20 protein-coding genes are annotated in these 25,240 nt (G+C 48.5%); 14 read left to right on the top strand and 6 right to left on the bottom strand.

The genetic code is table 11. From position 1 onward, the window contains the following. Positions 1 to 119 precede the first annotated feature (119 nt). Positions 120 to 2,222 (top strand): S-layer homology domain-containing protein, encoded by a 2,103-nt coding sequence (locus ACFQI7_RS13945; RefSeq protein ID WP_218101437.1) that lies wholly within the window; start codon positions 120 to 122, stop codon positions 2,220 to 2,222. 196 nt (positions 2,223 to 2,418) lie between these two features. Here the strand turns inward: ACFQI7_RS13945 and ACFQI7_RS13940 are convergent, their stop codons facing one another. Then, entirely contained in the window at positions 2,419 to 3,678 is a 1,260-nt protein-coding gene (locus tag ACFQI7_RS13940) for an MFS transporter (protein ID WP_218101438.1), read from the bottom strand. 217 nt (positions 3,679 to 3,895) lie between these two features. Between ACFQI7_RS13940 and ACFQI7_RS13935 the strand changes: the two genes are divergently transcribed. Then, positions 3,896 to 4,801, top strand: coding sequence for a LysR family transcriptional regulator (locus ACFQI7_RS13935; RefSeq protein ID WP_218101439.1), 906 nt, complete (start codon positions 3,896 to 3,898; stop codon positions 4,799 to 4,801). Positions 4,802 to 4,873: 72 nt separating this feature from the next. Here the strand turns inward: ACFQI7_RS13935 and ACFQI7_RS13930 are convergent, their stop codons facing one another. Next, entirely contained in the window at positions 4,874 to 5,548 is a 675-nt protein-coding gene (locus ACFQI7_RS13930) for a nitroreductase family protein (RefSeq protein WP_218101440.1), read from the bottom strand. Positions 5,549 to 5,727: 179 nt separating this feature from the next. Between ACFQI7_RS13930 and ACFQI7_RS13925 the strand changes: the two genes are divergently transcribed. Further along, positions 5,728 to 7,083 (top strand): aminotransferase-like domain-containing protein, encoded by a 1,356-nt coding sequence (locus tag ACFQI7_RS13925; RefSeq protein WP_218101441.1) that lies wholly within the window; start codon positions 5,728 to 5,730, stop codon positions 7,081 to 7,083. A gap of 279 nt (positions 7,084 to 7,362) precedes the next feature. Here the strand turns inward: ACFQI7_RS13925 and ACFQI7_RS13920 are convergent, their stop codons facing one another. Then, complete coding sequence (locus tag ACFQI7_RS13920) at positions 7,363 to 8,235, bottom strand: AraC family transcriptional regulator (RefSeq protein WP_218101442.1); 873 nt, start codon at positions 8,233 to 8,235, stop codon at positions 7,363 to 7,365. Positions 8,236 to 8,737: 502 nt separating this feature from the next. On the opposite strand from ACFQI7_RS13920, the gene ACFQI7_RS13915 reads away from it, so the two are divergent. Then, positions 8,738 to 10,063, top strand: a complete 1,326-nt coding sequence (locus ACFQI7_RS13915) for an ABC transporter substrate-binding protein (RefSeq protein WP_218101443.1) — start codon at positions 8,738 to 8,740, stop codon at positions 10,061 to 10,063. Between the two features lie 43 nt (positions 10,064 to 10,106). Then, positions 10,107 to 12,119 (top strand): MGH1-like glycoside hydrolase domain-containing protein, encoded by a 2,013-nt coding sequence (locus ACFQI7_RS13910; protein ID WP_218101444.1) that lies wholly within the window; start codon positions 10,107 to 10,109, stop codon positions 12,117 to 12,119. Between the two features lie 187 nt (positions 12,120 to 12,306). Here the strand turns inward: ACFQI7_RS13910 and ACFQI7_RS13905 are convergent, their stop codons facing one another. Then, on the bottom strand, positions 12,307 to 13,074 hold the full coding sequence (locus ACFQI7_RS13905) for a hypothetical protein (RefSeq protein WP_218101445.1): 768 nt from the start codon (positions 13,072 to 13,074) through the stop codon (positions 12,307 to 12,309). 393 nt (positions 13,075 to 13,467) lie between these two features. Here ACFQI7_RS13905 and ACFQI7_RS13900 point away from each other — a divergent pair, with 393 nt between their 5' ends. The 7 genes from ACFQI7_RS13900 to ACFQI7_RS13870 all read left to right on the top strand — a co-directional run bounded on the left by ACFQI7_RS13900 (position 13,468) and on the right by ACFQI7_RS13870 (position 22,726). Then, positions 13,468 to 14,568 carry an amidohydrolase/deacetylase family metallohydrolase gene (locus tag ACFQI7_RS13900; RefSeq protein ID WP_218101446.1) on the top strand — a complete coding sequence of 367 codons (1,101 nt, stop codon included), beginning with the start codon at positions 13,468 to 13,470 and terminating at the stop codon, positions 14,566 to 14,568. Continuing rightward, entirely contained in the window at positions 14,546 to 15,649 is a 1,104-nt protein-coding gene (locus ACFQI7_RS13895) for a DgaE family pyridoxal phosphate-dependent ammonia lyase (RefSeq protein ID WP_218101447.1), read from the top strand. The genes ACFQI7_RS13900 and ACFQI7_RS13895 overlap by 23 nt, the downstream gene beginning before the upstream one ends. A 1-nt stretch (position 15,650) precedes the next feature. Beyond that, positions 15,651 to 16,406, top strand: coding sequence for a 2-dehydro-3-deoxy-phosphogluconate aldolase (dagF, locus tag ACFQI7_RS13890; RefSeq protein ID WP_218101448.1), 756 nt, complete (start codon positions 15,651 to 15,653; stop codon positions 16,404 to 16,406). Beyond that, positions 16,399 to 17,415, top strand: a complete 1,017-nt coding sequence (locus tag ACFQI7_RS13885; protein ID WP_218101449.1) for a sugar kinase — start codon at positions 16,399 to 16,401, stop codon at positions 17,413 to 17,415. The genes dagF and ACFQI7_RS13885 overlap by 8 nt, the downstream gene beginning before the upstream one ends. 11 nt (positions 17,416 to 17,426) lie before the next feature. Next, positions 17,427 to 18,140 (top strand): GntR family transcriptional regulator, encoded by a 714-nt coding sequence (locus ACFQI7_RS13880; protein WP_377516961.1) that lies wholly within the window; start codon positions 17,427 to 17,429, stop codon positions 18,138 to 18,140. Between the two features lie 125 nt (positions 18,141 to 18,265). Then, a complete protein-coding gene (locus ACFQI7_RS13875; RefSeq protein ID WP_218101451.1) occupies positions 18,266 to 19,735 on the top strand; it encodes a hypothetical protein in 1,470 nt (489 codons plus the stop codon). 288 nt (positions 19,736 to 20,023) lie between these two features. Further along, entirely contained in the window at positions 20,024 to 22,726 is a 2,703-nt protein-coding gene (locus tag ACFQI7_RS13870) for a UxaA family hydrolase (protein WP_218101452.1), read from the top strand. Between the two features lie 742 nt (positions 22,727 to 23,468). Here the strand turns inward: ACFQI7_RS13870 and ACFQI7_RS13865 are convergent. Further along, the gene (locus tag ACFQI7_RS13865; RefSeq protein WP_230415409.1) at positions 23,469 to 23,672 is read right to left on the bottom strand and encodes a KTSC domain-containing protein; all 204 of its coding nucleotides are present in this window, start codon (positions 23,670 to 23,672) and stop codon (positions 23,469 to 23,471) included. A 385-nt stretch (positions 23,673 to 24,057) separates the two neighbouring features. Between ACFQI7_RS13865 and ACFQI7_RS13860 the strand changes: the two genes are divergently transcribed. Together ACFQI7_RS13860 and ACFQI7_RS13855 are read left to right on the top strand one after the other, a co-directional pair. Continuing rightward, a complete protein-coding gene (locus tag ACFQI7_RS13860; protein ID WP_218101454.1) occupies positions 24,058 to 24,225 on the top strand; it encodes a hypothetical protein in 168 nt (55 codons plus the stop codon). Positions 24,226 to 24,279: 54 nt separating this feature from the next. Next, positions 24,280 to 24,534, top strand: coding sequence for a hypothetical protein (locus ACFQI7_RS13855; protein WP_218101455.1), 255 nt, complete (start codon positions 24,280 to 24,282; stop codon positions 24,532 to 24,534). Positions 24,535 to 24,868: 334 nt separating this feature from the next. On the opposite strand, the gene ACFQI7_RS13850 is transcribed toward ACFQI7_RS13855, so the two are convergent. Next, positions 24,869 to 25,015 (bottom strand): hypothetical protein, encoded by a 147-nt coding sequence (locus ACFQI7_RS13850; protein ID WP_218101456.1) that lies wholly within the window; start codon positions 25,013 to 25,015, stop codon positions 24,869 to 24,871. Positions 25,016 to 25,240: the final 225 nt, after the last annotated feature.

The raw sequence follows: 25,240 nt of genomic DNA, 5'->3' as shown, positions 1-25,240 counted from the left end.
GCCATGAAATCGTTAGAGAATCCCCGGAGGGGAGTAGGAAGCCTCAGGCTGAGTGCTGTCGTATCGGATCTAATCGTAGCATGGCTTGGCTTGATGCGTTTGAGGAGGGAATCATACCAATGCGTTACAAGCAATGGAAAAGGCAAGGAAGTTGTTTATCGGTATGGATCATAGTTGCCATGTTATTGGCTCCTTTGTTTACTTGCTTGGAGCAGTCGTATGCGGAGGGGCTGGCCGAGCCGCAGTCAAGCGTGACATCCCGCGTTTACGATCAAGTGACGGGAGCCGTATATTTCCCGGATACCCGGTTGGAATCCGCCATTCGGGAAACGCTTGGGATTCCCGAGCGGTATGTGACTTCCGAGGATTTAAGCCGGATGACGGAGCTGGTAGCGAAAGACAAAGGGATTTCCAATTTGAGCGGCATCGAATATGCCGTAAATCTTCAAAAGCTGGTACTGCCCCATAACCAGATTAACGATATTTCGGCGCTTAAAGGATTGAGCCAGCTTAATGAACTCATACTGTTCGGTAATCAAATCGAGCATATTGCTTCACTGAGTCAGGTTACGTCGCTTGAGAAGCTGTACTTGAACAATAATCGAATAACGGACATTGAGGCCTTTCGGAATTTGACCAACTTGACCGAATTGGGTCTCAGTCATAATCAAATCCGCGATATTTCGGCTCTGGTTTCTTTGCAAAAGCTGAAACTGCTCGAACTGGATCATAACGAAATTGCAAACATGTCCCAACTGGCGGGCCTTCTACCGCACATGGAAACGATGACGCTGTATGATAACCCTGCCCAAGAGATGGCTCCGTTCCTTCTGCAGCTCGAGAAACATGGAGTTAAACTAAGCGAAACGGTGATGCTGGCGGGTTTCGTGAAATCGGATGTAACGAACGTAAACGAATCCGCGGTGCAGCTGAACGAATTTACGGCAAGCTACGGAGCGCATAGGCAATCTTCGCCGTATGGATTGTATACGGTGGCTGACGGTTACGAAAGAAATGCGTTCAGGTACTTGTTTCAAGTACCCAAAGGAAGTTACACGATTGCCGCGTGGAACGCAGGTTTATCCGATAGCGTGACGACGGATACTTATGTTGACTCTGCCGTGCAGCTGCTTTATGACTATGGTGCCTTGTTTCAGGTGAAGTCGCTGCGCGATTTAAGCCTGCAGGAGCAGCCCTCTGACAGCGGCGACAGCGATTCTTCTTCCGACGGAGGAGATTCGACTTCAGCCGGGGAACTGGTTCAAGCAGCCCTCGGCGGCACCGTTTCGGTAGAGGGTGCTTCCGTAACGATTCCGAGGCTGGCTTTTCCGGATAATGTGCTCGTCAAAATCGAAGCGTATTCCAATGGGTATTCTATTTCGCTAAACGATCGCTCCGTATTGGCGAGCCAAGTGTTTAACATGAGCAAACATATCGCCGGTAATTTTACGAAGCCCGTGACGGTCACGCTGGCTTATGACAAGTCCGGGGTGGATCTGTCGAAGCAAGAGCTGGTGCTCGCTTGGCTTGACGAAAGTACGGACACCTGGATCCCCCTCGACAATCTTGCCGTAGATCTGCAAAAAGTAGAAATCAGCGGCACGATAACCCATTTGGGTAAGTTTGCCGTATTGGCGGTCGAGAAAAAGCTTGATGACCAGCCATCGCAACCATCACAGCCTCAGCCGCCGGCCTATCCAAAACTGAGCGACATTCGCGGGCATTGGGCCGAAGCCCAGATCAAGAGGTTCGTCGAGCGGGGGGCTCTGGACGGATACCCGGACGGCACGTTCAAGCCGGATGCCGGCATCACAAGAGCCGAGTTTGTAACGTTTCTGGTAAAAGAGCTGGGCATTGGGCCGGGCGGTGAGTCGGGTTTTGCCGATGCGGCGCAGCATTGGGCCAAAAGCTACATTGCTGCCGCAGCTCAAGCCGGCATTGTCAGCGGCTATAGCAGCGCTTCATTCGGGCCGGACGATCCCATTACGCGCGAGCAAATCGTCCTGATGCTAGCCAACGCCAACGTCTTGAAGAGTATAAATGCGGGGCAGGCTCCGATGTTCGCGGATACGGGAGACATTTCTCCATGGGCCAAAGAAGCCGTATATACGGCGGTTTCGGAAGGGATTATGGACGGTTATTCCGACGGGACGCTTAAGCCTCAAGGATTGACCACGCGAGCGGAAGCGGTGACCTTCGTAAGCAGGGTGCTAAAAAAATAATCAAAGAAGGAGGGAGTCCGTTCCGATGAACACGGCTCCCTTCTCTTTGTATGGATCTGCGAATTTGGGAACATCGATAAGTACTACAAAACAGAGATTAAGCAAACGGAGCTGCCGCAAAGGACAGCTCCTCTTCGATGTTCAACATACCCTGAAGCCACACATCTTCTAGCCGGTAAAAGTCCGGCCACACTAATTAAACCCGTCTAGGAGATTCTGCAGCTGCTGCTGCGGCGCCGGTTGTTGCAGAGGGTGCCCGACGCGAGCTGTACACCGCGAAGCCGAGCATCGTAGCCAGCAGGATGCCGCCGCCGGTGTAGAAGGCCGCCGTCAAGCCAAACGCCTGGCCGAGCAGGCCGAACATGGCCGGTGCGGTCATTTGCGACAGCCGGTTGGTGAGCAGCCGCAGTCCCATCACTTTGCCGCGCTCGGTATCCTTCGTCTCCTCGACCATAATCATAATCGTGACGGGCAAATTCATACCGATGCAGCTGCCCAGCAGGAACGTAAGCACGGCGATGCCGATCAAATGCAGGGAAGCGACAGGAATGAAGATTAGGCAGGCGGAAGCAATGCAGCCGGCGAAGATCAGAATCTTCTCCAGTGCCGCCAGCTTCATTAGCCGCCCCAACATGAAGCGCGATATGAACCCGGACAGACCCATCAGCGAGATGACAGCAGAGATGACGATGGCGGAATAGCCGTGATTGTTCAAATACAGCGGAATGAAGCTGCCGTACAGCGCTTGAATGAACATGATCAGGAACGTGCCGACCAGGCCAAACTGAACTCCTCTATGCCGGGTCAAATGAAGACCGCTGACGTAGCTATTCAGTATCTCTTTGGGCTGGAACAACTCTTTGGTTTTGCCGCGCATGCCGGAATCGCCCGGAGTTCGGATCAGCAGGATCAGGACATAGCAGATGGCGCATACGGCAAGCGACGCCAGGAAGGCGGACCGGTAGCTCCACAAGGACGAGCCGGTCTGAGTGACGATTAATCCGCCAAGCAGCGGACCTGCCATATTGCCGGCGGAGTTCCACATGGAGAAGCGGTTAATGTTCTTGTTGCGAAGTTCCTTGTCCTGCTCTCCGTCCGACGCTAATACTTGAAGCGATGAAGCCATAATAATCATGCTGGTGCCTAGCAGCACTTGGGAGATGGCAAGGACCGGCAAGGTGGTGCTGAAGGACGTCAGCGCGAGGGAGATCATAAGCAGCAGACAGCCGATCTTCGTCATCTTCATCGGACCCAGCGTATCGATCATTTGACCGATCGGCATCGCGATAAACATGGGAAACAGCGCTCGAAGTGTCACAATGAAGCCGATTAATGCCGTGGAGGCACCGAGCGCATCAGCGTATAAGGTGAAAAACGGCTGCGCTACGGACATCACGCCAAAGAAAATACCGCCGCCGTAAATCCCGACGGCCCGCACTGCTTTTTCCATATTCATAGCAAGTCACCTTCTATATATCTTGTGTGGATCTCTTGTATTGGTGAGCTCACAGGTATATCCTACAAAGGAAGCCTACCTGCAGTATCTATACTATGAAGAATGGCAAGACAAGTAAATGAGCGAAAATGAATGACCTTATTCATTTTTTGAATATCCTTATTGCAGCTTCAGCTAAGTGCCAAAGCGCTGATTATTGCGAAAAAGGAGGTGCGATATGAACTTCGATCAGATTCTAACCTTCGTGTCCATCTACCGTCTCGGCAGCATATCCAAAGCCGCGGAGAAGCTGTTTCTACCGCAGCCTACCGTGTCGCACCGGATCAAGCAGCTGGAGAGGGAACTCGGCAAGCCGCTGCTCATACGCGCGAACGGAACTGTCCGCTTGTCGCAAGAAGGCCATGCGTTCCTGCCTTATGCCCTAAGCGCGCTGGCCGCGCTCGATCAAGGACGCGAGGCGATCGAGCAGATGAATCAGGGGCTGACCGGTACGCTGTCTCTTGGCTGCAACAACTCGTTTGCCGGCACGATCCTGCCTTCGATTCTGAAGAGCTTCATGGCCGCGCATCCGGGCATCGCGCTGAAGGTGCACTGTTACTCTACGGAGGAACAGATCAAAATGCTCAAAAGCAAGCATATCCAAATCGGCATCACCCGTTATACCGCCAATGACCCGGGAATCACCTTCAAGCTGCTCTATGCTCACCCGGCTTATGCGGTCATCTCCCGTGAACATCCTTATGCGGAACGCGATACGCTTAGCCTGCAAGATGTATTGAAAGAAAAGCTCATCCTATACGAAGCCGACAGCCTCTATCGGCAAAAAATCGACCTAACCTTCAAAGATTTGAATATGCTGTACGATCCCCATTATGAAACGAATAATTTGCAGCTGATTAAATTTTGGATTAAAAGCACGATGGGCATTTTTCTATCTTGCCCGCTGTACATGCAAACGGAAATCGAGTCGGGAGAGATGGTGGCGATTCCGATTGAACACAATCCGTTTCCGTTGAATCAAATTTTTATCATGTACAGGGAAGATCATTTGAACAGTCTGGACCATTTGTTTATGCGTCATGTGGAACAGTATATGCGGCATCTGCGAGTACGATCAAGTTAACGTCGACCGTAGCGAACCGATTCAGAACGGCGGAATCCGGGCGCGGTTCTAAGAATCAATTCCTCTACTTCTTTAGCAAGAGCATCGATCTTCAGGCTCAAACCCGTTCCAGATGATCGTCTGCTCCACTAGGAAGCGTGAGGTAGGCCGGGCGGGTTTAGCCGCCTTACCGATGGCTACAAGCAGGACCGGAACATAACGCTGCGGGACATTGAATGCTTTGACGAAGGCGTCAGCGTCGAAGCCGACCATCGGGCCCGAGTCGAGACCTTTCGCTTTAGCAGCGAGCATCAGTTGCATAGCGGCAAGCGATGCGTTGCGAATCGCTTCGTCGCGCCGATATGAGGAAGATATGCCCGCTGCATAAGCCTCTTCAATTTGATCGAACATGATCCGGTGAGAAGAATAACCCGCATAAGCATCTTCAGTTCCGGCTTGAATAACGGGTCTATATACGGCTTCGACATTCTGATTGGCCTGCAGGTCACCGAGTATGGCGACGATAACGGAAGCGTCGACGATTTGTTTTTGGCCGTTCGCAATAGGAAGCAGTTTTTCCTTGACTGCCGCCTCGGTAATGGCGATGAACTTCCAATGCTGAAGATTCCAAGACGACGGGGCGCTGCCGGCAAGTTCCAGAAGCTCCTTGATTTCTTGTTCACTGAGTTTGTATGATGCATCGAAATATCTTACGGAATGACGTTCACGGATTATGGTGAAAAAGTCGGTTTGAACAGCGGATGACATTTTCGATCGACTCCTTTGTGTGTAATTTGTAACCATGCCGGGATCGTGTTCGCGAACTTGAATCCGTTACGTGCTATGTTATGCCAATCCGCGGCTTGGAACAATAGCATTTTTCCAAAAGTGTATCAATACAGTTGATCGAGTATAGTATAATGGCATTAAGAAAGCGAGGGGGCGGAATGAAAAAATATTTGGATATTCTCACCGATATAGAGCAAAAAATCAACGAAGGGCAGTTCGCTTCGGGTCAAAAACTGCCTTCCGTCCGCAATGCCGCGAAGCTGTACGGCTGCAGCGCCAACACAATAGCACGGGCATACGTGGAATTGGAGAAATGCCACGCCATTTACTCGATTGCTCAAAGTGGCTATTACGTGGTGGAAAAGCTGGGAAAACGGCTCAACGTAACGGAGAGTAAGACAGTCGATTTTTCCTCCGTTTCGCCGGATCCAAGCGTGTTTCCGTATCTGGATTTCCAGCACTGCTTGAACAAAGCTTTAGACACTTACAAGTACGATCTGTTCACCTGCGGCAATTCGAAAGGACTGGAGACGCTTCGTCAGACGCTTGTATCCCATTTGGCTGGATATCAGGTGTTTGCCAAAATGGAACAAATCATCATAACGTCGGGTGCCAATCAGGCGCTAGAGATTTTGGCGAAAATACCGTTTCCGAACGGAAATTCGGTCATCCTGGTCGAACAGCCGAGCTACGATATTTATTTGCGGTTTCTTGAGGCGGAGGGGATTCCGGTACAAGGAATCACTCGTACGACAGCAGGTATTGATTTACGGGAATTGGAGGAGAAATTCAGACAGGGCGGAATCAAGTTTTTCTATACCATGCCCAGGCACCACAGTCCTCTCGGCACCTCGTACAGCGCGGACGAGAGGAGAGCGATCGCACGTATGGCGAGCAAATATGACGTATACGTCGTAGAGGACGATTATATGGCAGACTTAGGCGAAGAGCCGGGCACCGATCCCATATACGCCTATAACCGTACGTCGCACATTGTTTATTTGAAAAGTTTCTCGAAAATCATTTTTCCGGGACTCAGGCTCGGCGCCGCCGTTTTGCCGGAAAAGCTGCTTGAGTCGTTCTGCGAATACAAAAGATACGCGGACACCTCGCAGCTGTCCCAGGCGGCGCTCGAAGTGTATATCAAAAACGGCATGTATGATCGGCACAAACGTAAAATATGCAGCCAATATGCAGCGCGAATTCGCGCTCTGAACGAGGCGGTGCGGCAGTATAACGATGCAGGATTACTTAGTATATCGGATGTTCGCTCCGGTGTGTACGTTCAGTTCAAGCTGCCACAGACGGTCAATCTTGAACGCCTAATCGAGCGGCTTGCGGCAAAGGATATCGTTGTTGTCTCCGGCAAGCAGTTTTATTTATCGAATTATTTGGAACGGGAGAAGTTTTTGCGGATCAGTATCTCACGGGCGCAGCCGGAGCAAATCGAGGAGGGGGTTCGGGAGATCATCGAAGAAGTGAGGCGGGAAGTCAAGTCCCCATCGATGGTTTAAAACACAACAGCATGCAAGCGGCGGCGTTTTCTGCGAGTGGATCGTGAACGCTGCAAGTTTATTCCGTTCACTGACTCGTAGAGAGGGGAGGAACGAAAGACGCTCAGACGAAAATTCATATTAAGTGACAAGAACAAGATCATGATCTCAGTATGTGCCGCGTAAATCGCTAAACTCCGCGGCAGAAATTGCAAATGTTTGTAAGCGCTTCAATACAATGCCATAATCAGCTTGCGAAACCATAACCAATTTGTCTTGCAAACATTTATTGCACCCCGGCTAGTCCTGATTGATATATCGTTTGCGAAACTCCATAGGCGTAAAACCGCTTTGTTCCTTAAACACTTTATCGAAATAATTAATATTGCAAAATCCGCTAAGCTCCGCGATTTCCGTAATGGATCTTTGCTGGTCCAGCAGCAGGCGCTTGGCGTGGTCAATGCGTACTTTGGTCAAATATTGCACTGGCGGTAGGCCGAAAACTTTCTTGAATACGCTGGAAAAGTAATCGGTGTTCATGTTGATGATTTCGCATATGCGATCCATATACACTTTATCGGCAAAATGCTCCTCCATGTAATCAATAGCCGGCTTTAGCCTCATGTATTGATTTACATAATGGCGGGGAGTATGCTTGTTCAAATCTTGTTGGTGCAATCGCAGCAATGAAATCATGATGCGGTATACGCTAGAGAGAACGTTGTACTCGTACCCTACATTCGCTTGAGTGAATTCTTGGTAAGCCTTTTCGATTTCAGCATTCAGTTCCTGCCAAAACGGGTGGGACTTGCCGTATTTGTTGAGAATTTTGTTCGATCTGTAAAATAGGGTGAGAAGATGTGTGATTTCAAGGTTCCCAGGCGAAAGCAAAAGCGCCCTATCAAATACCATGCCTCGAATGCGGCCGCTAACTCCGGGCAAGCACGTTACCGAATGAACTTGGCAGCTGTTGATAAAATAAATTTCGTCCGTTTCAGCGTCGAAGCTTTGACTATCGATTTGAAACCGTACCGGACCTTGTAATATTTTGATAAATTCCAAGTGCTCATGCCAATGAGGATCAACAAGAGAAAAGCGATCTTGCTGAATGGTCATCGTAAATGGAAAACGACTTCCCTCGAATTTCTCTACTTTTTTCTGTGCTGGCTCCATCGGTAGTCCCTCCCTGCACAACAAAAGTAAGTATTGTACTCCATTTATATCACAAAACAACATAAGTTTGAACACAACGGATAGAACGGTATCCACATAGAAGGCAAGAGTCGAGGCTCATCAGAATGACCTCATTCCAACAGTAAAGGAAAGCGACTTTTAGACGATGTATTCTTTTCTCCGTTATAGCTCATAAATCGGTCATTTTCGATATTACAAAAAATCGTAAATTTATCCAAAAAAGTTAGGTAGCATCGTATCAAATAAATCAATTATAGTGTAAGCAAATCCTGTAAAAGATTTTTCGGAGAAGGAGGCTCCTGTGGTTTTCCGGCATCAATGGCGAACAAATGTTGCTACATTAGTAACCGCTTTCAATGATTCGTGCAGCCAAGATTGAATTGAAGCTCGCTCCGCTAAGGGGAAGTAAGTTTAAACGTACTCTTTGCTTAAAAATGCAAGCGCTTCATCACGAATAATTGTGAAAGAAGGAGAGGCGTAAATGCTAAAGAGGAAAGCATTGCTGATGTCATTAACGGCCATGGTGCTGGCGATTGCAGGCTGTGGGGGAGGAGGGGCGACGGGTACCGGGAGCGAAGCAAAACAAAACGAAATGAATAAGGCACCGGTTGTAGACACGACTCCAGTGAAGCTGAAACTGTACTTCTCCAACGGTTCATTTAGCGATCAGGATGTGAATTCGCTTATCGTAGAGGCGCTTAACAAGAAGTATCCTTACATTAGCATTGAAGTGATACGGCCCGGGAAAGGTACGACGATCGAGGAACTTATCGCTGCAGGAATGACGCCGGATATCATCTATGCCTCGAATCTCGATTTAACCGGATTCAAAACGTTGGATCTGCTCGAAGATATTACGCCGCTGGCCAAAGCGCATCAGGTGGATTTGAGCCGCTTCGATCCGGTCTTGCTCGATTCCGTGAAAATCCTTTCGGAAAAGGGGGAAATGTACGGGTTGCCTTTCTTCGCACATTTCAGCGGATTATTTTACAATATAGATCTTTTTGATAAATTCGGCGTCCCTTATCCGAAGGACGGCATGACTTGGGATGAAGTCATCGAGGTAGCGAAGAAGCTTTCGCGTTCAGACAACGGGGTAACGTACAAAGGGCTCGATCCCGACACGATCGCACGCATGGCCATGCAGCTGCCTGTCACCTTGGTGGACCCCAAAACGAACCGATCGGCGATCGATAGTGACGGCTGGAGAAACATATTTACGCTTGCCAAGGACATCTGGTCGATTCCGAACAATACGCCGGATAAGCTGAACTCCTACCAGTCGCGAAACTGGTTTATGAAAGACAGAAATGTGGCGATGCTGCCCTACAATAACTTACTGAATATCGGACTTGAAGATGCCGCGAAAAACGGATTGAACTGGGATGTGGCGCAATTTCCGAGCTTCAAAGAGAAGCCGAATACGTACGCTCATGTCGATACGCAAATATTTGCCGTTACCAAGACAAGCAAATACAAAAATCAAGCGATGCAGCTGCTGAGCGTAGCTACTTCCGATGAAGTACAGCTCAAGAGCGCAAGATCGACGGCACGGTTGTCCGCATTGAAAAATCCCGAGATGAAAAAACAGCTGGGCGCAGATATGGCGTTTTTGAAAGGGAAAAACCTGCAGTCCATTTTCAAAAGCAGCCCGGCTCCGGCTCCGGTTTATTCGCCATACGATTCTTTGGTAAGAAATATTTCGTTTCAAAGCTTCGAGGAGTATTTTAATGGCAAAGATCTTAACACGGCCTTGAAAGAAGCGAACGAAAAGATCAACAAGTGGATAGATTCAAATAAAAAATAACTGCGGCTGGCCGGCTCATCCCCGCGAAGGATAGGGTGAAACCATGAGTTATCAATTGAATGATTTTGCTTTCGATTTGCGGGCGAGCTTGGCTCCGTCCAATCATATTTGGGTGTGCAGCGGGTATAGTACCGTTGCTCCCCTTCCCAATACGGTTGCGGGAGTGAAGGGCTTGTTCTCTCCTCCGTTTGCTGCTCACGACGTTCAGCTTCTGCTTGATATCGAAGCCGACGGTCATATCGTTGGCGATACCGGAAGTTTTGGAAAAGGGGATTGCGGACTGTTGTATTCGGGAGCCGAGTGGCGTCCGGACCGCATTGAGCGAAAAGGGACTTATCATTATTTTCATGAAGGCCGTCTGATATCTCTCTCCGTCCGGAGCACGCTAGTTCCGCTTGCGGATCGGGCCGGTTTTATCGTATCTATATTTATTGTCAACCGAAACGATCGAAGCATCGATCTATGCGTAAAGCCTTGCCTTACGCCCGGTCGGCTAAGCTGGCACGGACTGGACGATTGGGATTTCGGACATCCGGCTCCAGGGGAGTCGGCGGAAGCTTGCGGTACGGGGATTTGGGAAAATCATCAGGTGCGAATGACGTTCCTGCATGAAGAATTACGGTCGCCCGGTATTTCGCCAGGGCAGGAGGCTGTCTGCCGTATGGCCGTTGTACTAACTCGCAGCGGTGAAGCATGCACGGGTATGGATAGCCTTGCGGGCTGGGAGCGGCGTACAGAAGATGTGTGGCTGGAAAGGATTCAGCGCACGTGCCAAGCCGTTCCTGGGCTGAAAAGCGATATACCCGGGCTTGAGGATTACTACCGGCGTTCGCTGGTCAGCGGCTTGATCTGTCTATGGGAACATCCCGACTTTGCCATGCAGCCGTTCCCGGTCGTGTCCGGTATCGAAGGCGCAGGCATTTGCTGTTATCCGTGGGATGCAGGCGGTTACGCTGGAAGGATGTTAGCCATGCTGCTCGGCAGCGGAAAAACGATGGAATTGGCACAGCTTATGGCCGGCAGCGGCATTGAACGCCATTCGAGATTTTCGCCGAGCGGACAGGGCAAGGATGTTCCATACTCCTACAGTCTTTGGTCCTTTTTCAATTTGGTCTGGAGCAACCTGGAACAGCACGGTGAAGGGTTGGCGTTGTACGATGTGATGCGGAATCTGTTGCTGGCCGATGAAGAAAGGCTTCCTTCCTGGGGTGAGCTGCTCGATTACGGCAAGCAGCGCAACTTGCTTGAGATGCGAAGCGCTGCGCACGAGCATGTCGTTTCCAGCCCGAACGCGGAGAGGGCTTGGTGCTATGACCGGCTTGCGGATATGGCCGAGCGGCTGGGGAACGGCGAAGCTTCGCGCTTGCGGGATAAAGCGGAACGGATCCGCAGCGCACTTCGGGAGCATCTGTGGGATGCAGAAGCGGGATGGTTTCTTTGCAGGTATCCTAATGGCCACGTCGAACGGGTGTACACGGTTCAAGCTTACGATTCGCTACGAATGGGTGCATGCACGGAAAGCATGACGACCGCTTTGCTTTCGCATTTGCGGGACGGCGCATTTCTCGCTCCTTACGGTGTAAGCAGCATTTCGGCCGAAGATACAATTCATTATGAGCTGAACGATCCGGATTGGTCCGGCGGAGGCAGTTATACGGGAGAATGCACAATATTGGCTCTTACGCTGTGGGAAAGCGGACAATCGGAGCTCGCATGGGACGTGTTAAAGCGGCTTTTCTGGATGGGAAGGCATTTGCCATACTTTCCTCAAGAACATTTTTGCGACCGTCCTGCAGTACCCGCCCACAAGCGTGCGAACGTCATTGCCGGTCTTTCCGGTTGCGAAGCCATATTGTTCGGCATGGCAGGATTAAAACCCGGGATGGACGGTACGCTTACGGTATTTCCTAATCCGCCTCAGGAAGGGAACGTCTCCATAACAGGATATCGGTACCGGGGGCGATTGATCGATGTTCATATGAAGCCGGACTATTGCGAGATCGTTTGTGACGAGAAGATCGTTTATAAAGGTGCCCCTGTATCCTTTAGCTTTTAGTTCTTGGTTCGAGCTTTGGATTGCGAGGTTTACGATAGAGGTGTGCCCCTGTCATAATGCATCATCATTGCCGCGTAAATCGCGGCTTTCTTCATTATCTGTTTCCCGACGAGGCTGTCATTACAGGTGAAGGCACGATTGTTGGGGGCGCTATCGTTGCCAAATACGCGAGGAGTAATGTTTGCGACTATGGTTGAAACCAGGATCGCAAAGTCGTCTTGTCACGAGCATTATTCAACAGCAATAGGTTGAACTTGCAACAAATGAACAGTATCACAATATCGTACGCCGAAAATACATAAAAGCTCCATAGGTATTTGAATGTCAAAATGTGCAACTGCATCGAAACAAGATAACCTATCCATAATATTGCTGTCACCATTCCCAAAATGCTCCAATGGAGTCGGTAAAAACAAACCGTAGCTGTGATCGCAGCTCTGACGGTAGTATAGATTATAAGCACTACTACCGTGTCTCTCGCTAGGTCTTGAAACCAACCGGACGTAAAATGATAGTGGCCGCTAAAAAAAGGGATTGATTCAAGATCAGCATAGATAACGTAATTCGTCCCTACCAAAGTAAACCATCGAATAAAGCGTGAGGAGCCTTGCAATAAAAGGATCCACCACTTCTTGGCTATCCAAAAATAAACAGGCAAAGCAACTCCGGTAAAAGCCGGATGCCACCAAATCAGCTTATAAACCCCTAATGCTAAAAAACCGTATTCGATACCGACAAACATTGCTGAAAAAAGCAGTGTCCAGCCAAAGCGAAGTTGAAACGCAGCAATGAAAAAGGCGACCGATGAGACATAGTAGACTTGGGAAAGATATGCCCCTAATGATAAGTCGTAATAGCGGATATTCAATATGCCGGGGGTATATTCGTAGCTATGAAACCAGTGCAAAATCACATTTTCGAAATAAGACGCAATTGCGCCCAGCCCTAAAAACAAAGGCAATAACTTCAAGTTTTTTTTTTATAAAAAGTATAAGCTACAAGAATCAAGCTTAGAGCAGCCAAAATCAAAAACCAGATCGCATTCCCCATTTGTATGGGTACTTTGAACTGAAGAGTTCGTTGGAGCAAACCGTATTCCTCCCAATGGAATAAGAAACTATGTTTATTATGGCTGTATTTCCATTTTGTATACAAATGCAATAACGCAAAACGACCAGTAAGCATTTTTGACGATGAATCAATTTTAAAAGTGTTACCTGCATTCGGAGATATCATTGAAGGATGTATAAACAAACATTATAACGTTATATATACATTGAAATTTTTCTGTGTTATTTTATAACTATAACGTTATAATGTTTTGATGCTATAGAAGATGGTGAGCTCAATGGAGGAAAGCTTCGTTTTACGAAATGCAACCTGCGTGAATGGCTTTACGGCCGATTTCGTCGTCGAGGAAGGTATCCTTTCAAAGGTAACTGCGGCGGGAAGCGGCCGGGCTCAACGTATCATCGATTGCTCGAATGTATATGTGTCAAGCGGATGGATCGACCTGCATGTCCACGCATTTCCTACTTTTGATCCGTATGGTGATGAGATTGACGAGATCGGTGTAAAGCAAGGCGTTACCACCATTGTCGATGCCGGGAGCTGCGGGGCGGATTGTATGGCGGAGCTAGCGGACAGCAGAGAACGGGCAAAAACAAATTTGTTCGCATTTTTGAATATTTCACGGATCGGTTTGTCCAGAGTTGATGAATTGTCCGATCTGGCATGGCTGGATCAGGAGAAGGCGGTACAGACTGCCCGGGCGTACAAAGGATTTATCGTCGGATTGAAGGCGCGCATGAGCAAAAGCGTTGTCCGAGACAGCGGAATCAAGCCGCTGCATATCGCAAGATCGCTGTCCGATGCCACCTCGCTTCCGTTAATGGTGCACATCGGTTCCGGTCCTCCGGCCATCGAGGAGATTGTTCCGCTCTTGCACAAGAGAGATGTCATTACGCACTACCTTCACGGGAAACCGAACAATTTGTTTGATGAGGAAGGCAAGCCGCTGCAAGTATTGCTGGATGCGTCGCAAAGAGGCGTACATCTGGATGTCGGTCATGGTACGGCAAGCTTTTCGTTTCGAATTGCGGAAGCAGCCAAAAGGCACGGGGTTCCTCTCCATACGATCAGCACGGACATTTACCGCGGGAATCGGTTGAACGGTCCGGTATACAGCATGGCGAATGTGTTATCGAAGTTTCTGCATTTAGGCTATACGCTTGAAGAAGTAATTGCAGCGGTCACCATGAACGCGGCGAACTGGCTGCAAAGGCCGGAGCTGGGAAGAATACAGGTGGGCGACACTGCGAATTTAACACTTTTTACGGTCAAAAATAAACCGCTTACACTTTTTGATTCCGAAGGGGAAACGAGACAGGCCGCAAAAACAATTAAAGCAAAGGGAGTGGTTGTAAATGGCGAGTTCATTAAATGCTAAATATGGGCTGAAACGCGTCATCAATGCAAGCGGACGCATGAGCATCCTGGGGGTTTCCGCCCCGACGGATACCGTCATGGAAGCCATGAAACAAGGTGGACAACAATATGTGGAGATTGCGGATTTGGTCGACAAGGCCGGAGATTACGTCGCGCGCATTCTGGGCTCGGAGGCAGCCGTGATCGTGAACTCGGCCTCCAGCGGCATCGCGCTTTCCGTGGCGGCCGTTGTGACCCGGGGCAACCGTCGCACGAGCGAACGGCTGCATCAGGAGCTGATCCCTAATAATGAAATTATTATGCTGAAGGGTCATAACGTCCAATACGGGGCGCCGGTGGAGACAATGGTATATTTGGGCGGTGGCAGGCTCGTTGAAGTCGGCTACGCCAACGAAGGCAAGGCGGAGCATATCGAAGATGCGATTAACGGGAACACAGCCGCCATCCTTTACGTGAAGTCGCACCATTGCGTGCAGAAAAACATGATTTATCTGGAGGAAGCATGGGAGATTGCACAGCGCAGCCATATTCCGCTGATCGTCGATGCCGCTGCAGAGGAAGATCTTCAAAAGCATGTGAAATACTCGGATCTTGCGATCTACAGCGGCTCGAAGGCCATAGAGGGTCCGACGTCCGGCATTGTCGGTGGGAAGCGAATGTATATTGATTGGCTGAAGGTTCAATTGCACGGCATTGGGCGCAGCATGAAGGTTGGGAAAGAAACGACCTTCGGCTTGCTCCAGGCACTTGATGAATACGGCGTCAAAGAAGATAAGAGCGAGCAGGAGAAAGCGGCGCTGCAAGCGTTAATGCCGCTGAATGAAATGGATGGCGTCAAAGTTGCCATCGTACAGGACGAAGCTGGCCGGGCCATATTCCGTGCGCGCATTCACATTGACGCCGGGCAGGCGAAAACGACAGCGAAGGAAGTCGTGGATGGACTGCGTGAAGGCGAGATCGCGATTTATACGCGCGATTACGGCGTCAGACAAGGCTATTTCGATATCGATCCGCGTCCGCTTCTAGGGGATGACATTCAGATCATCGCTTCGAGAATCCGTGAATTGGCAGGTGGAAAATAAGATGTCCGGCATGTCGAAACGATTTTATAAAAACCGGGTGGCCTTGAATGTGCTGGCAAGCAGCATAGAGAACGCCCAAGAGATTTTTGAAGCCGCGGAAGGCTATGTTTTGGTCGGCGTGTTGTCCAAAGATTATCCGACGGTCGAAGCAGCTGTAGCAGCAATGAAGGAATACGGCAGGGCCGTCGACGAAGCGGTGTCCGTTGGCTTAGGCTCGGGTGATAACCGCCAAGCCGCAGTCGTCGCTGAGATTGCGAAGCACTACTCGGGTAGTCACATGAACCAGGTCTTTCCTGCCGTGGGGGCAACGCGCGCCAATCTTGGCGGCAAGGAAAGCTGGATTAATAGCCTGGTGTCTCCTACAGGTCGTGCCGGTTATGTGAACATCTCGACTGGACCGGTCAGCGCCGCACAGGACGAGCATGCGATTGTACCGGTCAAAGCAGCGATTGCGCTTGTCCGCGATATGGGAGGCAATGCCTTGAAGTATTTTCCGATGAAGGGTCTGGCACGTGAAGAGGAATTCAGGGCGATTGCGCAGGCGTGTGGCGAAACGGGCTTTGCGCTCGAGCCGACCGGCGGAATTGATAAAGATAATTTCGAAGCTATTCTTCGCATTGCGCTGGAAGCGAAGGTGCCGCAGATCATCCCTCACGTCTATTCCTCGATTATCGATCCGGAAACGGGGAAAACGAAGGCCGGAGACGTAAGCGAATTGCTCATCACTATGAAGAAGCTGGTCGATCTTTATGGCTAAGAGGATCGCGGCTTTCGGCGAGGTCATGATGCGCTTGCAGGTGCCCGGGTATGAATTATTGTCCCAGGCGAGTACATTAAATTACTCCTTCTCAGGCACGGGAGTGAACGTTTTATCGGCCCTTGCACGCTTCGGGCATACAGGGTATCTTGTGTCCCGACTGCCGGCGAATCCCTTAGGAGAAGCGGCGATCTCCTACATTCGCAAGCTGGGCATCGCGGAGAAGCACATCGCCCGCGGCGGGAACTACGTAGGCATGTATTTTCTGGAAAACGGCTTTGGGGTAAGGCCGAGTCGCGTAACGTATACGAACCGGCAGGAAAGCAGCTTTAACACGGCGCCGGAAGAAACGTATGATTTTGAGACGATTGCAAAAAACATCGATATCGCTCATTTTTGCGGGATCGCGCTGGCTATGAACGATTCGGTCAGATCGCACATGACGCGGTTTGCGAGAACGGTCAAGGAACAAGGCGGGACGGTCGTTTTCGACTGCAACTATCGCCCATCTCTATGGGGGGATAACGGTTATGAAAAGGCGAAGCCTCATATAGAAGACATGCTGCATTTGGCCGATATCGTCATGATGAATGAAAAGGACGCCATCCATGTACTCGGCATGAAGACAGAGAAGGAAACGCGTCACGAACAATTAACGGAATTGCTGCCGGCGGTTGCGCAAAGATATAACATCCGGGTCATCGCGGGCACGCACCGCTCCATTAACGGCGACAACACCCATGTATTGCAAGGATTTATGTTGAAGCAGAACATCTTCACTTTGTCGAAATCGCTCACGTTTTCGGTCTATGATAGAATAGGAGCCGGAGATGCATTCGCAAGCGGGATCGTCCACGGGGAATCGGAACAATTTTCTCCGGAAAAGACGGTCGGTTTTGCAGTGGCGGCAGGCATGCTGGCACATACCGTTGTTGGCGATACCCCGATGTCATCAGAGAGCGATATTGTCCGGATCATGACTGAAGCATTGGGCGATGTAGAAAGGTAGTGAAAGCCGAAATGAAGTTATCTCGGAGGAGCAGGCCGTTATATTTGCAAATTAAAAATATTATTAAGGATCGCATATTGCACGGCGTCTATCCCTTGGGGATGAACATTCCTTCGGAACCGGAGTTGGAAGCGGAATTCAGCGTCAGTAAAATTACGGTGCGCAACGCGATTAAAGAGCTCGCGCAAGAAGGATATCTTGAAAAGAGCAGTGGTAAAGGAACAAAGGTCAAACGCAATACATCCGCCTCCAAGCTGTCCAAATGGAAGCGGTTCACGGAAGTACTGGTTGAAGAAGGTCACCATATTCAAAAGCAGCTGTTGCAAGCAAAGGTGATAACGAATGAAGAGGGGACCGAGCCTTACCGCCTGTTCGGGGAACGTTGTCTTCTCATCGAACGGATTTACCGTCTAAACGGTAAGCCCTATATTCATTACACGCATTATTTAACAGCCTTGCTCGAAGTGGTTGAACTAGCGGATCTGAATCAAGAGTCCTTATACGGACTCATTGAAGATCATGACATATCGCTGGAGAAGTTTCGGGACGAGTTTGCTGTCGCTGAGGCTCCGGCTCATGTCGAGGAAATATTGGGCGTACCCGGCGGAACCGCCTTATTGCAAAGATTTCGTTATTCCTATGACGACAGGGGCGAGGTCATCGAATACAGTACGGGGTATTACAATACCCGGATGGGACATTACGTCATACATTATGATGCATGACGAGACGGCTGCGGCGAATCTTTTCATTCTTTGACCGAGATTGAAATAAATATATAGCATGGAAAAATATTGACAATGAATACCCGAAATATTGACCGTCCTAATAGGGGAGGCAGGAAGGAACAATGGGAAAAATAATGCAATATGTCAATTATGAAGATTTCGGTGCAATGGGGGATGGCGAGACAGACGACATGGAGGCTATATGTGCTGCGCATGCCTATGCCAATACGCACGGTTTGCCGGTTAAGACAAAACCTAGTGCTACTTATTATATTGGATCAAAAGCTTTGACAGCCGTGATTGAAACGGATGTAGATTGGAGCACAACACGATTTACCATCGATGACACTTTTGTAGAGAATCATAAACTGGCTTGCTTCCATGTAAAGTCGGTACATAAACCGTTTGAGCTGAAGATTCCAACATTGACCAGAGATCAGCAACAATTGGATATTGTTTTGGAGGATGATTGTTATGTTATAGTAACCAACGCAAACGTAAAGAAATTTATCCGTTTTGGATTAAATCAGAACAACGGGTCTAATCAAACGGACTGCTTTATATTGAATAAAGACGGCTCTATTGTTTCACCCATTGATTGGGATTATGAGGAGATTACTAAGGCAGAAGCATGGCCAATCGAAAAGACCGTGCTGAAAATCAGCGGTGGTATTTTTACAACAATAGCGAACCGAGGAGAGTCCAAATACGATTATTATGGCCGCGGGATCGATATAACTCGTTCAAATACAGTGATTGACGGAATGGTCCATTATATAGCAGGCGAAGTAGGACACGGCTCCCCATATAGAGGATTTTTAAATGCAGTGCGCTGTGCATATGTGACCATTCAGAACTGCTTTGTAAGCGGACATAAGATTTATACAACCATTGGTTCTGCGGGTGAGCCGGTATCGATGGGATCTTATGATCTTCACGCGAATAGTGTAATTGATTTTAAGTTGATAAACTGCAGGATGAACAATATTACAGACCGAACCCGCTGGGGGGTTGTCGCATCTAATTTTTGTAAAAATATACGAGTGGAAAACTGTGTTATTTCTAGGCTTGATGCACATATGGGTGTATCCGGTACTTATACCATAAAAGATAGCTATATAGGATGGCAGGGAGTCAAAGCCATTGGCAGAGGGCTGTTGACACTTGATAATGTAGTCGCTTACGGGAATTCGCTAGTAGAATTTCGGAGTGATTATGGCAGCACGTGGGAAGGCGATGTTATCATTCGGGACTCCAAGTGGATTCCATCTAACGGTGATGTCCGTACGCCTGAACTTTTTGCCATGAGAAATAATGGCTTGCACGATTTTGGATATACGTGCTACATGCCTCAGCATGTGGAGATTATCAATCTGCATATAGACGATTCCAACGTCCCGGAAGATTATGAAGGCTTTTATCTATTTTCCAATCCGTGTGATGATTCGAGTCAAGAGGCTGTCAAGCCATATCCTTATATCCCATGTAAAAAAATCATTTGCCGAAACATCACAACAGTGAGCGGCAAACATCCAAAAATAAGCCGAAATCCATTGCCTTTTGCAAAAACAGAAATGTTCATATCGGAATAAAGACTACTGCACAGGGCGAGCGACATATTTGATAACGGAGAACGAAGAGCAAGGAATAGCTCCTCTTTGATGTTCGTTAAACTAGAGGTCGGGATTGCGTATTGCAATCGAAATTATATACAAGCCTTTAAGCACGTTTGATTATTGGTCGGATAAGTATGAGCGGATCCAACGTTCTCCATTTCCACGCATGCGACCTGAGGCAATTGACACGAACCGCAACAGAGTAGTGCTGTGGGTTTTGATTTGTATTTCATGCGAAATTTACTAAAAAGGAGCCATAAATCAATGAACGAAGTTTATCAATTTGACGAAATTGCTAGACTTCCCTTACCGGGGGATAACTGCGCGGTTGCGACTCGCCAACTGGACGCCGGCACCGTCATTCATTATGAAGACCAAACCTTGATCATGGATTATACGGTTATGGAGGGCCATCGTTTCGCGGTGAAGACGATTGCTCCCGGTGAAGAGCTGCTTTCTTGGGAATTGCCTTTTGGTGTGGCTCTGCACGCGATACAGCCCGGCCATTATGTGATCAACGAGGCGGTATTGGACGAACTTCGTGTGCGTCAGCTGCAATTTGATCTGCCTGCGAAGCCCAATTTTGCGGATCAAGTTCATCCCTATGTTCTTGACGAGGCAAACTTTCTGCCCGCCCAGGCATCACCCGCTTACTCGGAAACTCGTACTTTCATGGGTTATCGCCGCAGTGAAGCCCGCGGCGTCGGCACTCGTAACCACGTGGTTCTGCTCGGCACCACCTCTCGCACGGGCAGCTATGTGAAGCAGCTTGCCGCTCGTCTGCAAGGTGAACTGAAGAACTATCCCAATGTCGATGGAATTGTCCCGGCGGCGCATACGGAGGGCGGCACGGAAAAGCCTAATAACCTGGATTTACTATTGCGGACGCTCGCCGGATTTATTGTGAATCCCAACGTAGGTGCAGTCTTGATTGCTGATTATGGCATTGAACCGGTAACAAACAAGATGGTGGAAGCGTATTTACGCGAACACAGTTACCCGATCGATGAAGTGCTGCATAAGTTTGTCTCGCTCCAAGGCAGCTTTGAAGAGAATCTGGCCAAAGGCGAAACAATTTTACGCGAGTGGCTGCCGACAGTCAATGCGATGCAGCGGACGCCTGAATCCATTAGCCACCTGAAGATCGGACTGCAGTGCGGCGGCTCGGACGCTTTTTCCGGCATTTCTGCGAACCCGCTACTGGGCTGGCTCTCAGAAGAATTGGTGCGCTACGGCGGCGCTGCCAGCTTGGCTGAAACCGATGAACTAATCGGCGCCGAGCCCTATGTTCTTTCGAGGGTACGCAACGTGGAAACCGCCCGCAAATTCTTGGAGCTTGTGGACCGTTTCAAGGAGCGTACGTCTTGGCATGGTGCTAGTGCGGAAGGAAATCCATCCGGCGGTAACAAATATCGCGGCCTTTATAACATTTATCTCAAATCCATTGGTGCTGCCCGAAAGAAAGATCCGACAACTCGCCTTGATTATGCCACAGAGTATGGGGAGCTGATGAAGGATGGCGGATTCTATTTCATGGATAGCCCCGGCAACGACCTCGAGAGCATCGCCGGACAGGTGGCTGCAGGCTGCAATATGATTTTCTTTACGACGGGCAACGGCTCGATCACCAATTTCCCTTATGTGCCGACGGTCAAGGTGGTCACGACGACGCGTCGCTTCCAATTGCTGTCCAATGATATGGATGTGAACGCGGGTCAGTTTCTTGAAGGCACATCTATGGATGAGCTCGGCAAAGAGGCATTCGAATTGACAATCCAAATTGCCTCCGGTCAGCGCAGCGTTGGTGAGAAGGCGGGTCATGCCCAGGTGCAGATCTGGCGCAACTGGCGGCAAAATGATGCTAGCCAACTGGAGAGATTGATGTATCCCACTTTGCCGACTGGAGAGCCTATTGAGATTCCAGAGGATACAGAAGCAATGGTTAATCCGATCCAATTCGTTTTCACACGTCATCAAGATCGCCGAGCCAGCGATAACATTGGCTTGATCCTGCCGACCAGTCTCTGTTCCGGACAGGTAGCAAATATGATTACGCAACGGCTGAACAAACAGGATGCTGGACAACCCGAGCTTTCGCGCTTTGTTGCTTTGGCGCACACGGAAGGCTGCGGTAATTCGGGGGGCCAAGCAGAACAGCTGTATGCCCGAACGATGATCGGCTATATCACCCACCCGATGGTGAAACATTGTCTGCTGCTGGAGCATGGCTGCGAGAAAACCCACAACGATTACATGCGCCATCAGTTGGAAGAAATGGGTGTTGACGCGAGCCAGCTTGGTTTTGCCAGCATTCAGCTTGATGGCGGAATTACGAAGGTAACGCAGAAGGTAGAAGCATGGTTTGCCGATCAATTGGCAGCAGGCGGAGCTGCTGAGAAGGAGATTGTTGGTCTGGAAGGACTGCGCATTGGCATCGCAAGCGATGGCTCCATCTCAGACGAAGCCGGAGAGCAGCTGGCGAAGCTAACCAAAATGGTTGTCGGCGCAGGCGGCGTGGTGGTTGTTCCTGAGAATAGCGGTCTGCTTTCCACGGCTGCTTACAGCAAAAATATATTCACCTCATCCAATGTCCGGCCGTCAATCGAGTATGGCGAGCATGTCCGCCGCAATGGCTTCCACATCATGGAGACCCCGACCGAGCATTGGGTGGAGACGGTTACGGGCCTAGCAGCCACGGGTGTAGAATTAATTATCGCGTTGGTCGGTAATCGCCCGATGCAGGCGCATCCGTTCGTTCCTATACTGCAAATGGCATCGGCGCCAGCAATGCTGCAAAACTATGACAATGATTTGGATTTGCTGCTCGTGGGAGATCCGAACGCTTGGACGAACCAGATACTCGAGCGCAGCAAGCAAATCATTGAGCATGCCTACACACCGCGTCTCTACCAGCAGGGTAACATTGATTTCCAATTAACACGCGGCTTCTTAGGTGTTTCATTGTGATTTTATTTTCCACATGAAATAGGAGTGGGCAGGGGTCCCTGTTCACTCTTTTTTTAATGCGAATGATCTTGCCGAAATGCCCGAAATTTGTTAAAACTCCGAACGGGTACGTATATAGTAAAAACCTGTGTATTGAACGGACTGGACTGCCGATCATGCAGGCAGGTTAACGGACGTATCAGCCTCATGAAGTAATATGACAAGCTTATACATTATTCGGGTTATCGATTTTATAAGACGTTAGGTAGGCGCCGAAACGAAACCCGGCCGGCAGTCAGAAAAGACATGTATGATATATCAAACAAATCAGTGGCGGAGGGCATTCCCAGTCTTTTTGTGAGATCCTTGGAGGGGAAATAAATGGGATAATATTCAACGAACTGTTTCTGTGTCCTTAAATCGGCGATAATATTGCAGATTTCTGGAAATCGTTTAATGAAACGAATGATAAATAAAAAGAGAAACAAATAGGTGCTGACTAATAGAATTGTCTGTACTTTTAAATCCATAACATAGAGAAGTCAATCACTGAGTAGGATCATTATGTACATATTGACAGATCAGATTACACTAACGGATACAATATGGAAATGATTACAATTGGAGCAGGCGCCGCGGTGACCTACTCCTTGATCGTTGAAGGTGTTGAGACCCCGCGATGAAATTAAAGTTATCTATCTTCTGCTTTGCGGAAGGGAAGCGGGGGAGAAGGTGGAAGTCAGCTGGATTCTCGTTACCAGGACTAAGCGGGTTGATAGCGATAATTGTGTTTGATAAAGTCCGCGTGATAGCCGCCTATAGAGCCCGCTCGCATTAAGTCGACGTGTACGTGACTCGGAACTTCAAAGTAAATGTAGGTAACACCCGTGTGAAATTGGATATATAGTTTGTTTAATGTTTGATCGTAGCCGATCGAGTGTATATTTGCGGATGAAACCGGAATCATTTGCATATGTGGTCACCTCCTGTATTAAAAAATTCGACGAATTACGGGATATTCCTACCAGCCTATTACAATGATTTTGTGCGTAGTGCTGTGTGACATGTATACTGCTTGCAATGAGCGCGATGAGAGGTAATGATGCGGGGTAACGAGCGGATATGAAGATGAAGATGTACAGGCAGCCTTATCAAAGATTGACAAACCGACTTCGGTAACGACTAGGCCTTTCAATGTACACAAGTCAGCCTTTTTACCGACTGCCTGACCACCTCTGATAAAAGTGGCCCTTACAAAGAAAACCAAGAATATTACCGTAGTAGTCGAGACGAGACAAAATAGTCCTTGTGTTCAAATCACTATACTCATACCTTAAAGGAGAAAACCACTAATGACATTGAAAAAAGAAGAAGTGAATAAAGCCGTTACGATCACTCATGCTGCGATAGCGGAAGAAATCGCCGATTCGGTGAAGGTAGAAATTGCCAATGAGCTGTCTCCTTTAGAGAATCAACTGAAGGAAATGCAAAAAATTCTTTCTCAAGTACAACCTCAATAAATCTCTACTGGCTCTTCACAAAACCAGCAGCAAATCGGTCAGCTTGTAAACCAAATGAACCAGTATAGCCATCAAATTCAAAGTCAACAAAAACAGGCAATGACTCAACTGCAGCAATCGATTCAGCAGGCTTCCCAGACTTTAGCACAAGCAAATCAAACGGTTCAATCGTTTCAAATGCTGAGTCAAATGCAACAGCTTGTTCAGCAGTCCCAACAACAAACACAGCAAATCAGCCAGCAATTTTCAACAACAGCTATTGGAACAATCCGAAACCGCGCTTCAAATAAATTTACTGAAAGAGCTTGATAATCAATTGTCGGAAGTCGAAACATTGTTGCAGTAGATAAAAGAGCAATTTGGAAATGCAGAAATGTTAAGCATGCTTGAAGGCCAACTTTTTGAGCTACAACAAATGGCGTCGTCAGTAGATCCAATTCATAACTTACAAGCTGTTTTAAGCGATGCAGAAAAAGTTCATTAAAGAGCTTTTGAAGTAGACGGAACACATTCCATTGAGCAACAAAAAAGCAAGCTGACAGGCGTAGCAAAAAACTTGTAAAAAAGTTGATTTAGGAAATAATAAATCTACCATAAAAAATTAGAACACCTAAAATAATAGGTGTTCTGCTTGTTCATTCGCTTAGCAAGAACCGTCATTGTCCTGAGAATCGCAACCACCTTGAGATTGAGACTGGCTATTATTCATATCTTTTTCATTTTGTTGTTCGATAGCCTGTTCTTCTTTAATGCTTTCATAACTACTTTGCTTTTGTTGTTGCTCGTTCATTCAAATCACCCTTCACTATTAATGGCCGCACATCGCGACCATCATAGTATGTCACTTTCTAACACTTTTATTAGTTGTCTTGGCAAAAATAAATTATTAGAGCTGAATATGCTTTAGTCCGTTTCGCATAAACTTCCTATTTAAAACACATTCTGAAAGCAGCAGTCTGGAAGGAGATATATAATGGTTTTATAGCAAGGTTATCATGTGGGGGATGCTGCTTGT

This window comes from Paenibacillus allorhizosphaerae, assembly GCF_042659105.1.
GTDB classification, from domain to species: domain Bacteria; phylum Bacillota; class Bacilli; order Paenibacillales; family NBRC-103111; genus Paenibacillus_G; species Paenibacillus_G allorhizosphaerae.
This window is presented reverse-complemented; position numbering and strand designations above follow the sequence as displayed.

Excerpts from the sequence above, each read along its gene's own strand:
- ACFQI7_RS13945 (WP_218101437.1), top strand. The coding sequence starts at position 120 with ATGCGTTACAAGCAATGGAAAAGGCAAGGAAGTTGTTTATCGGTATGG.
- ACFQI7_RS13940 (WP_218101438.1), bottom strand. The coding sequence starts at position 3,678 with ATGAATATGGAAAAAGCAGTGCGGGCCGTCGGGATTTACGGCGGCGGT.
- ACFQI7_RS13935 (WP_218101439.1), top strand. The coding sequence starts at position 3,896 with ATGAACTTCGATCAGATTCTAACCTTCGTGTCCATCTACCGTCTCGGC.
- ACFQI7_RS13930 (WP_218101440.1), bottom strand. The coding sequence starts at position 5,548 with ATGTCATCCGCTGTTCAAACCGACTTTTTCACCATAATCCGTGAACGT.
- ACFQI7_RS13925 (WP_218101441.1), top strand. The coding sequence starts at position 5,728 with ATGAAAAAATATTTGGATATTCTCACCGATATAGAGCAAAAAATCAAC.
- ACFQI7_RS13920 (WP_218101442.1), bottom strand. The coding sequence starts at position 8,235 with ATGGAGCCAGCACAGAAAAAAGTAGAGAAATTCGAGGGAAGTCGTTTT.
- ACFQI7_RS13915 (WP_218101443.1), top strand. The coding sequence starts at position 8,738 with ATGCTAAAGAGGAAAGCATTGCTGATGTCATTAACGGCCATGGTGCTG.
- ACFQI7_RS13910 (WP_218101444.1), top strand. The coding sequence starts at position 10,107 with ATGAGTTATCAATTGAATGATTTTGCTTTCGATTTGCGGGCGAGCTTG.
- ACFQI7_RS13900 (WP_218101446.1), top strand. The coding sequence starts at position 13,468 with ATGGAGGAAAGCTTCGTTTTACGAAATGCAACCTGCGTGAATGGCTTT.
- ACFQI7_RS13895 (WP_218101447.1), top strand. The coding sequence starts at position 14,546 with ATGGCGAGTTCATTAAATGCTAAATATGGGCTGAAACGCGTCATCAAT.
- dagF (WP_218101448.1), top strand. The coding sequence starts at position 15,651 with ATGTCCGGCATGTCGAAACGATTTTATAAAAACCGGGTGGCCTTGAAT.
- ACFQI7_RS13885 (WP_218101449.1), top strand. The coding sequence starts at position 16,399 with ATGGCTAAGAGGATCGCGGCTTTCGGCGAGGTCATGATGCGCTTGCAG.
- ACFQI7_RS13880 (WP_377516961.1), top strand. The coding sequence starts at position 17,427 with ATGAAGTTATCTCGGAGGAGCAGGCCGTTATATTTGCAAATTAAAAAT.
- ACFQI7_RS13875 (WP_218101451.1), top strand. The coding sequence starts at position 18,266 with ATGGGAAAAATAATGCAATATGTCAATTATGAAGATTTCGGTGCAATG.
- ACFQI7_RS13870 (WP_218101452.1), top strand. The coding sequence starts at position 20,024 with ATGAACGAAGTTTATCAATTTGACGAAATTGCTAGACTTCCCTTACCG.
- ACFQI7_RS13865 (WP_230415409.1), bottom strand. The coding sequence starts at position 23,672 with ATGATTCCGGTTTCATCCGCAAATATACACTCGATCGGCTACGATCAA.
- ACFQI7_RS13860 (WP_218101454.1), top strand. The coding sequence starts at position 24,058 with ATGACATTGAAAAAAGAAGAAGTGAATAAAGCCGTTACGATCACTCAT.
- ACFQI7_RS13855 (WP_218101455.1), top strand. The coding sequence starts at position 24,280 with ATGAACCAGTATAGCCATCAAATTCAAAGTCAACAAAAACAGGCAATG.
- ACFQI7_RS13850 (WP_218101456.1), bottom strand. The coding sequence starts at position 25,015 with ATGAACGAGCAACAACAAAAGCAAAGTAGTTATGAAAGCATTAAAGAA.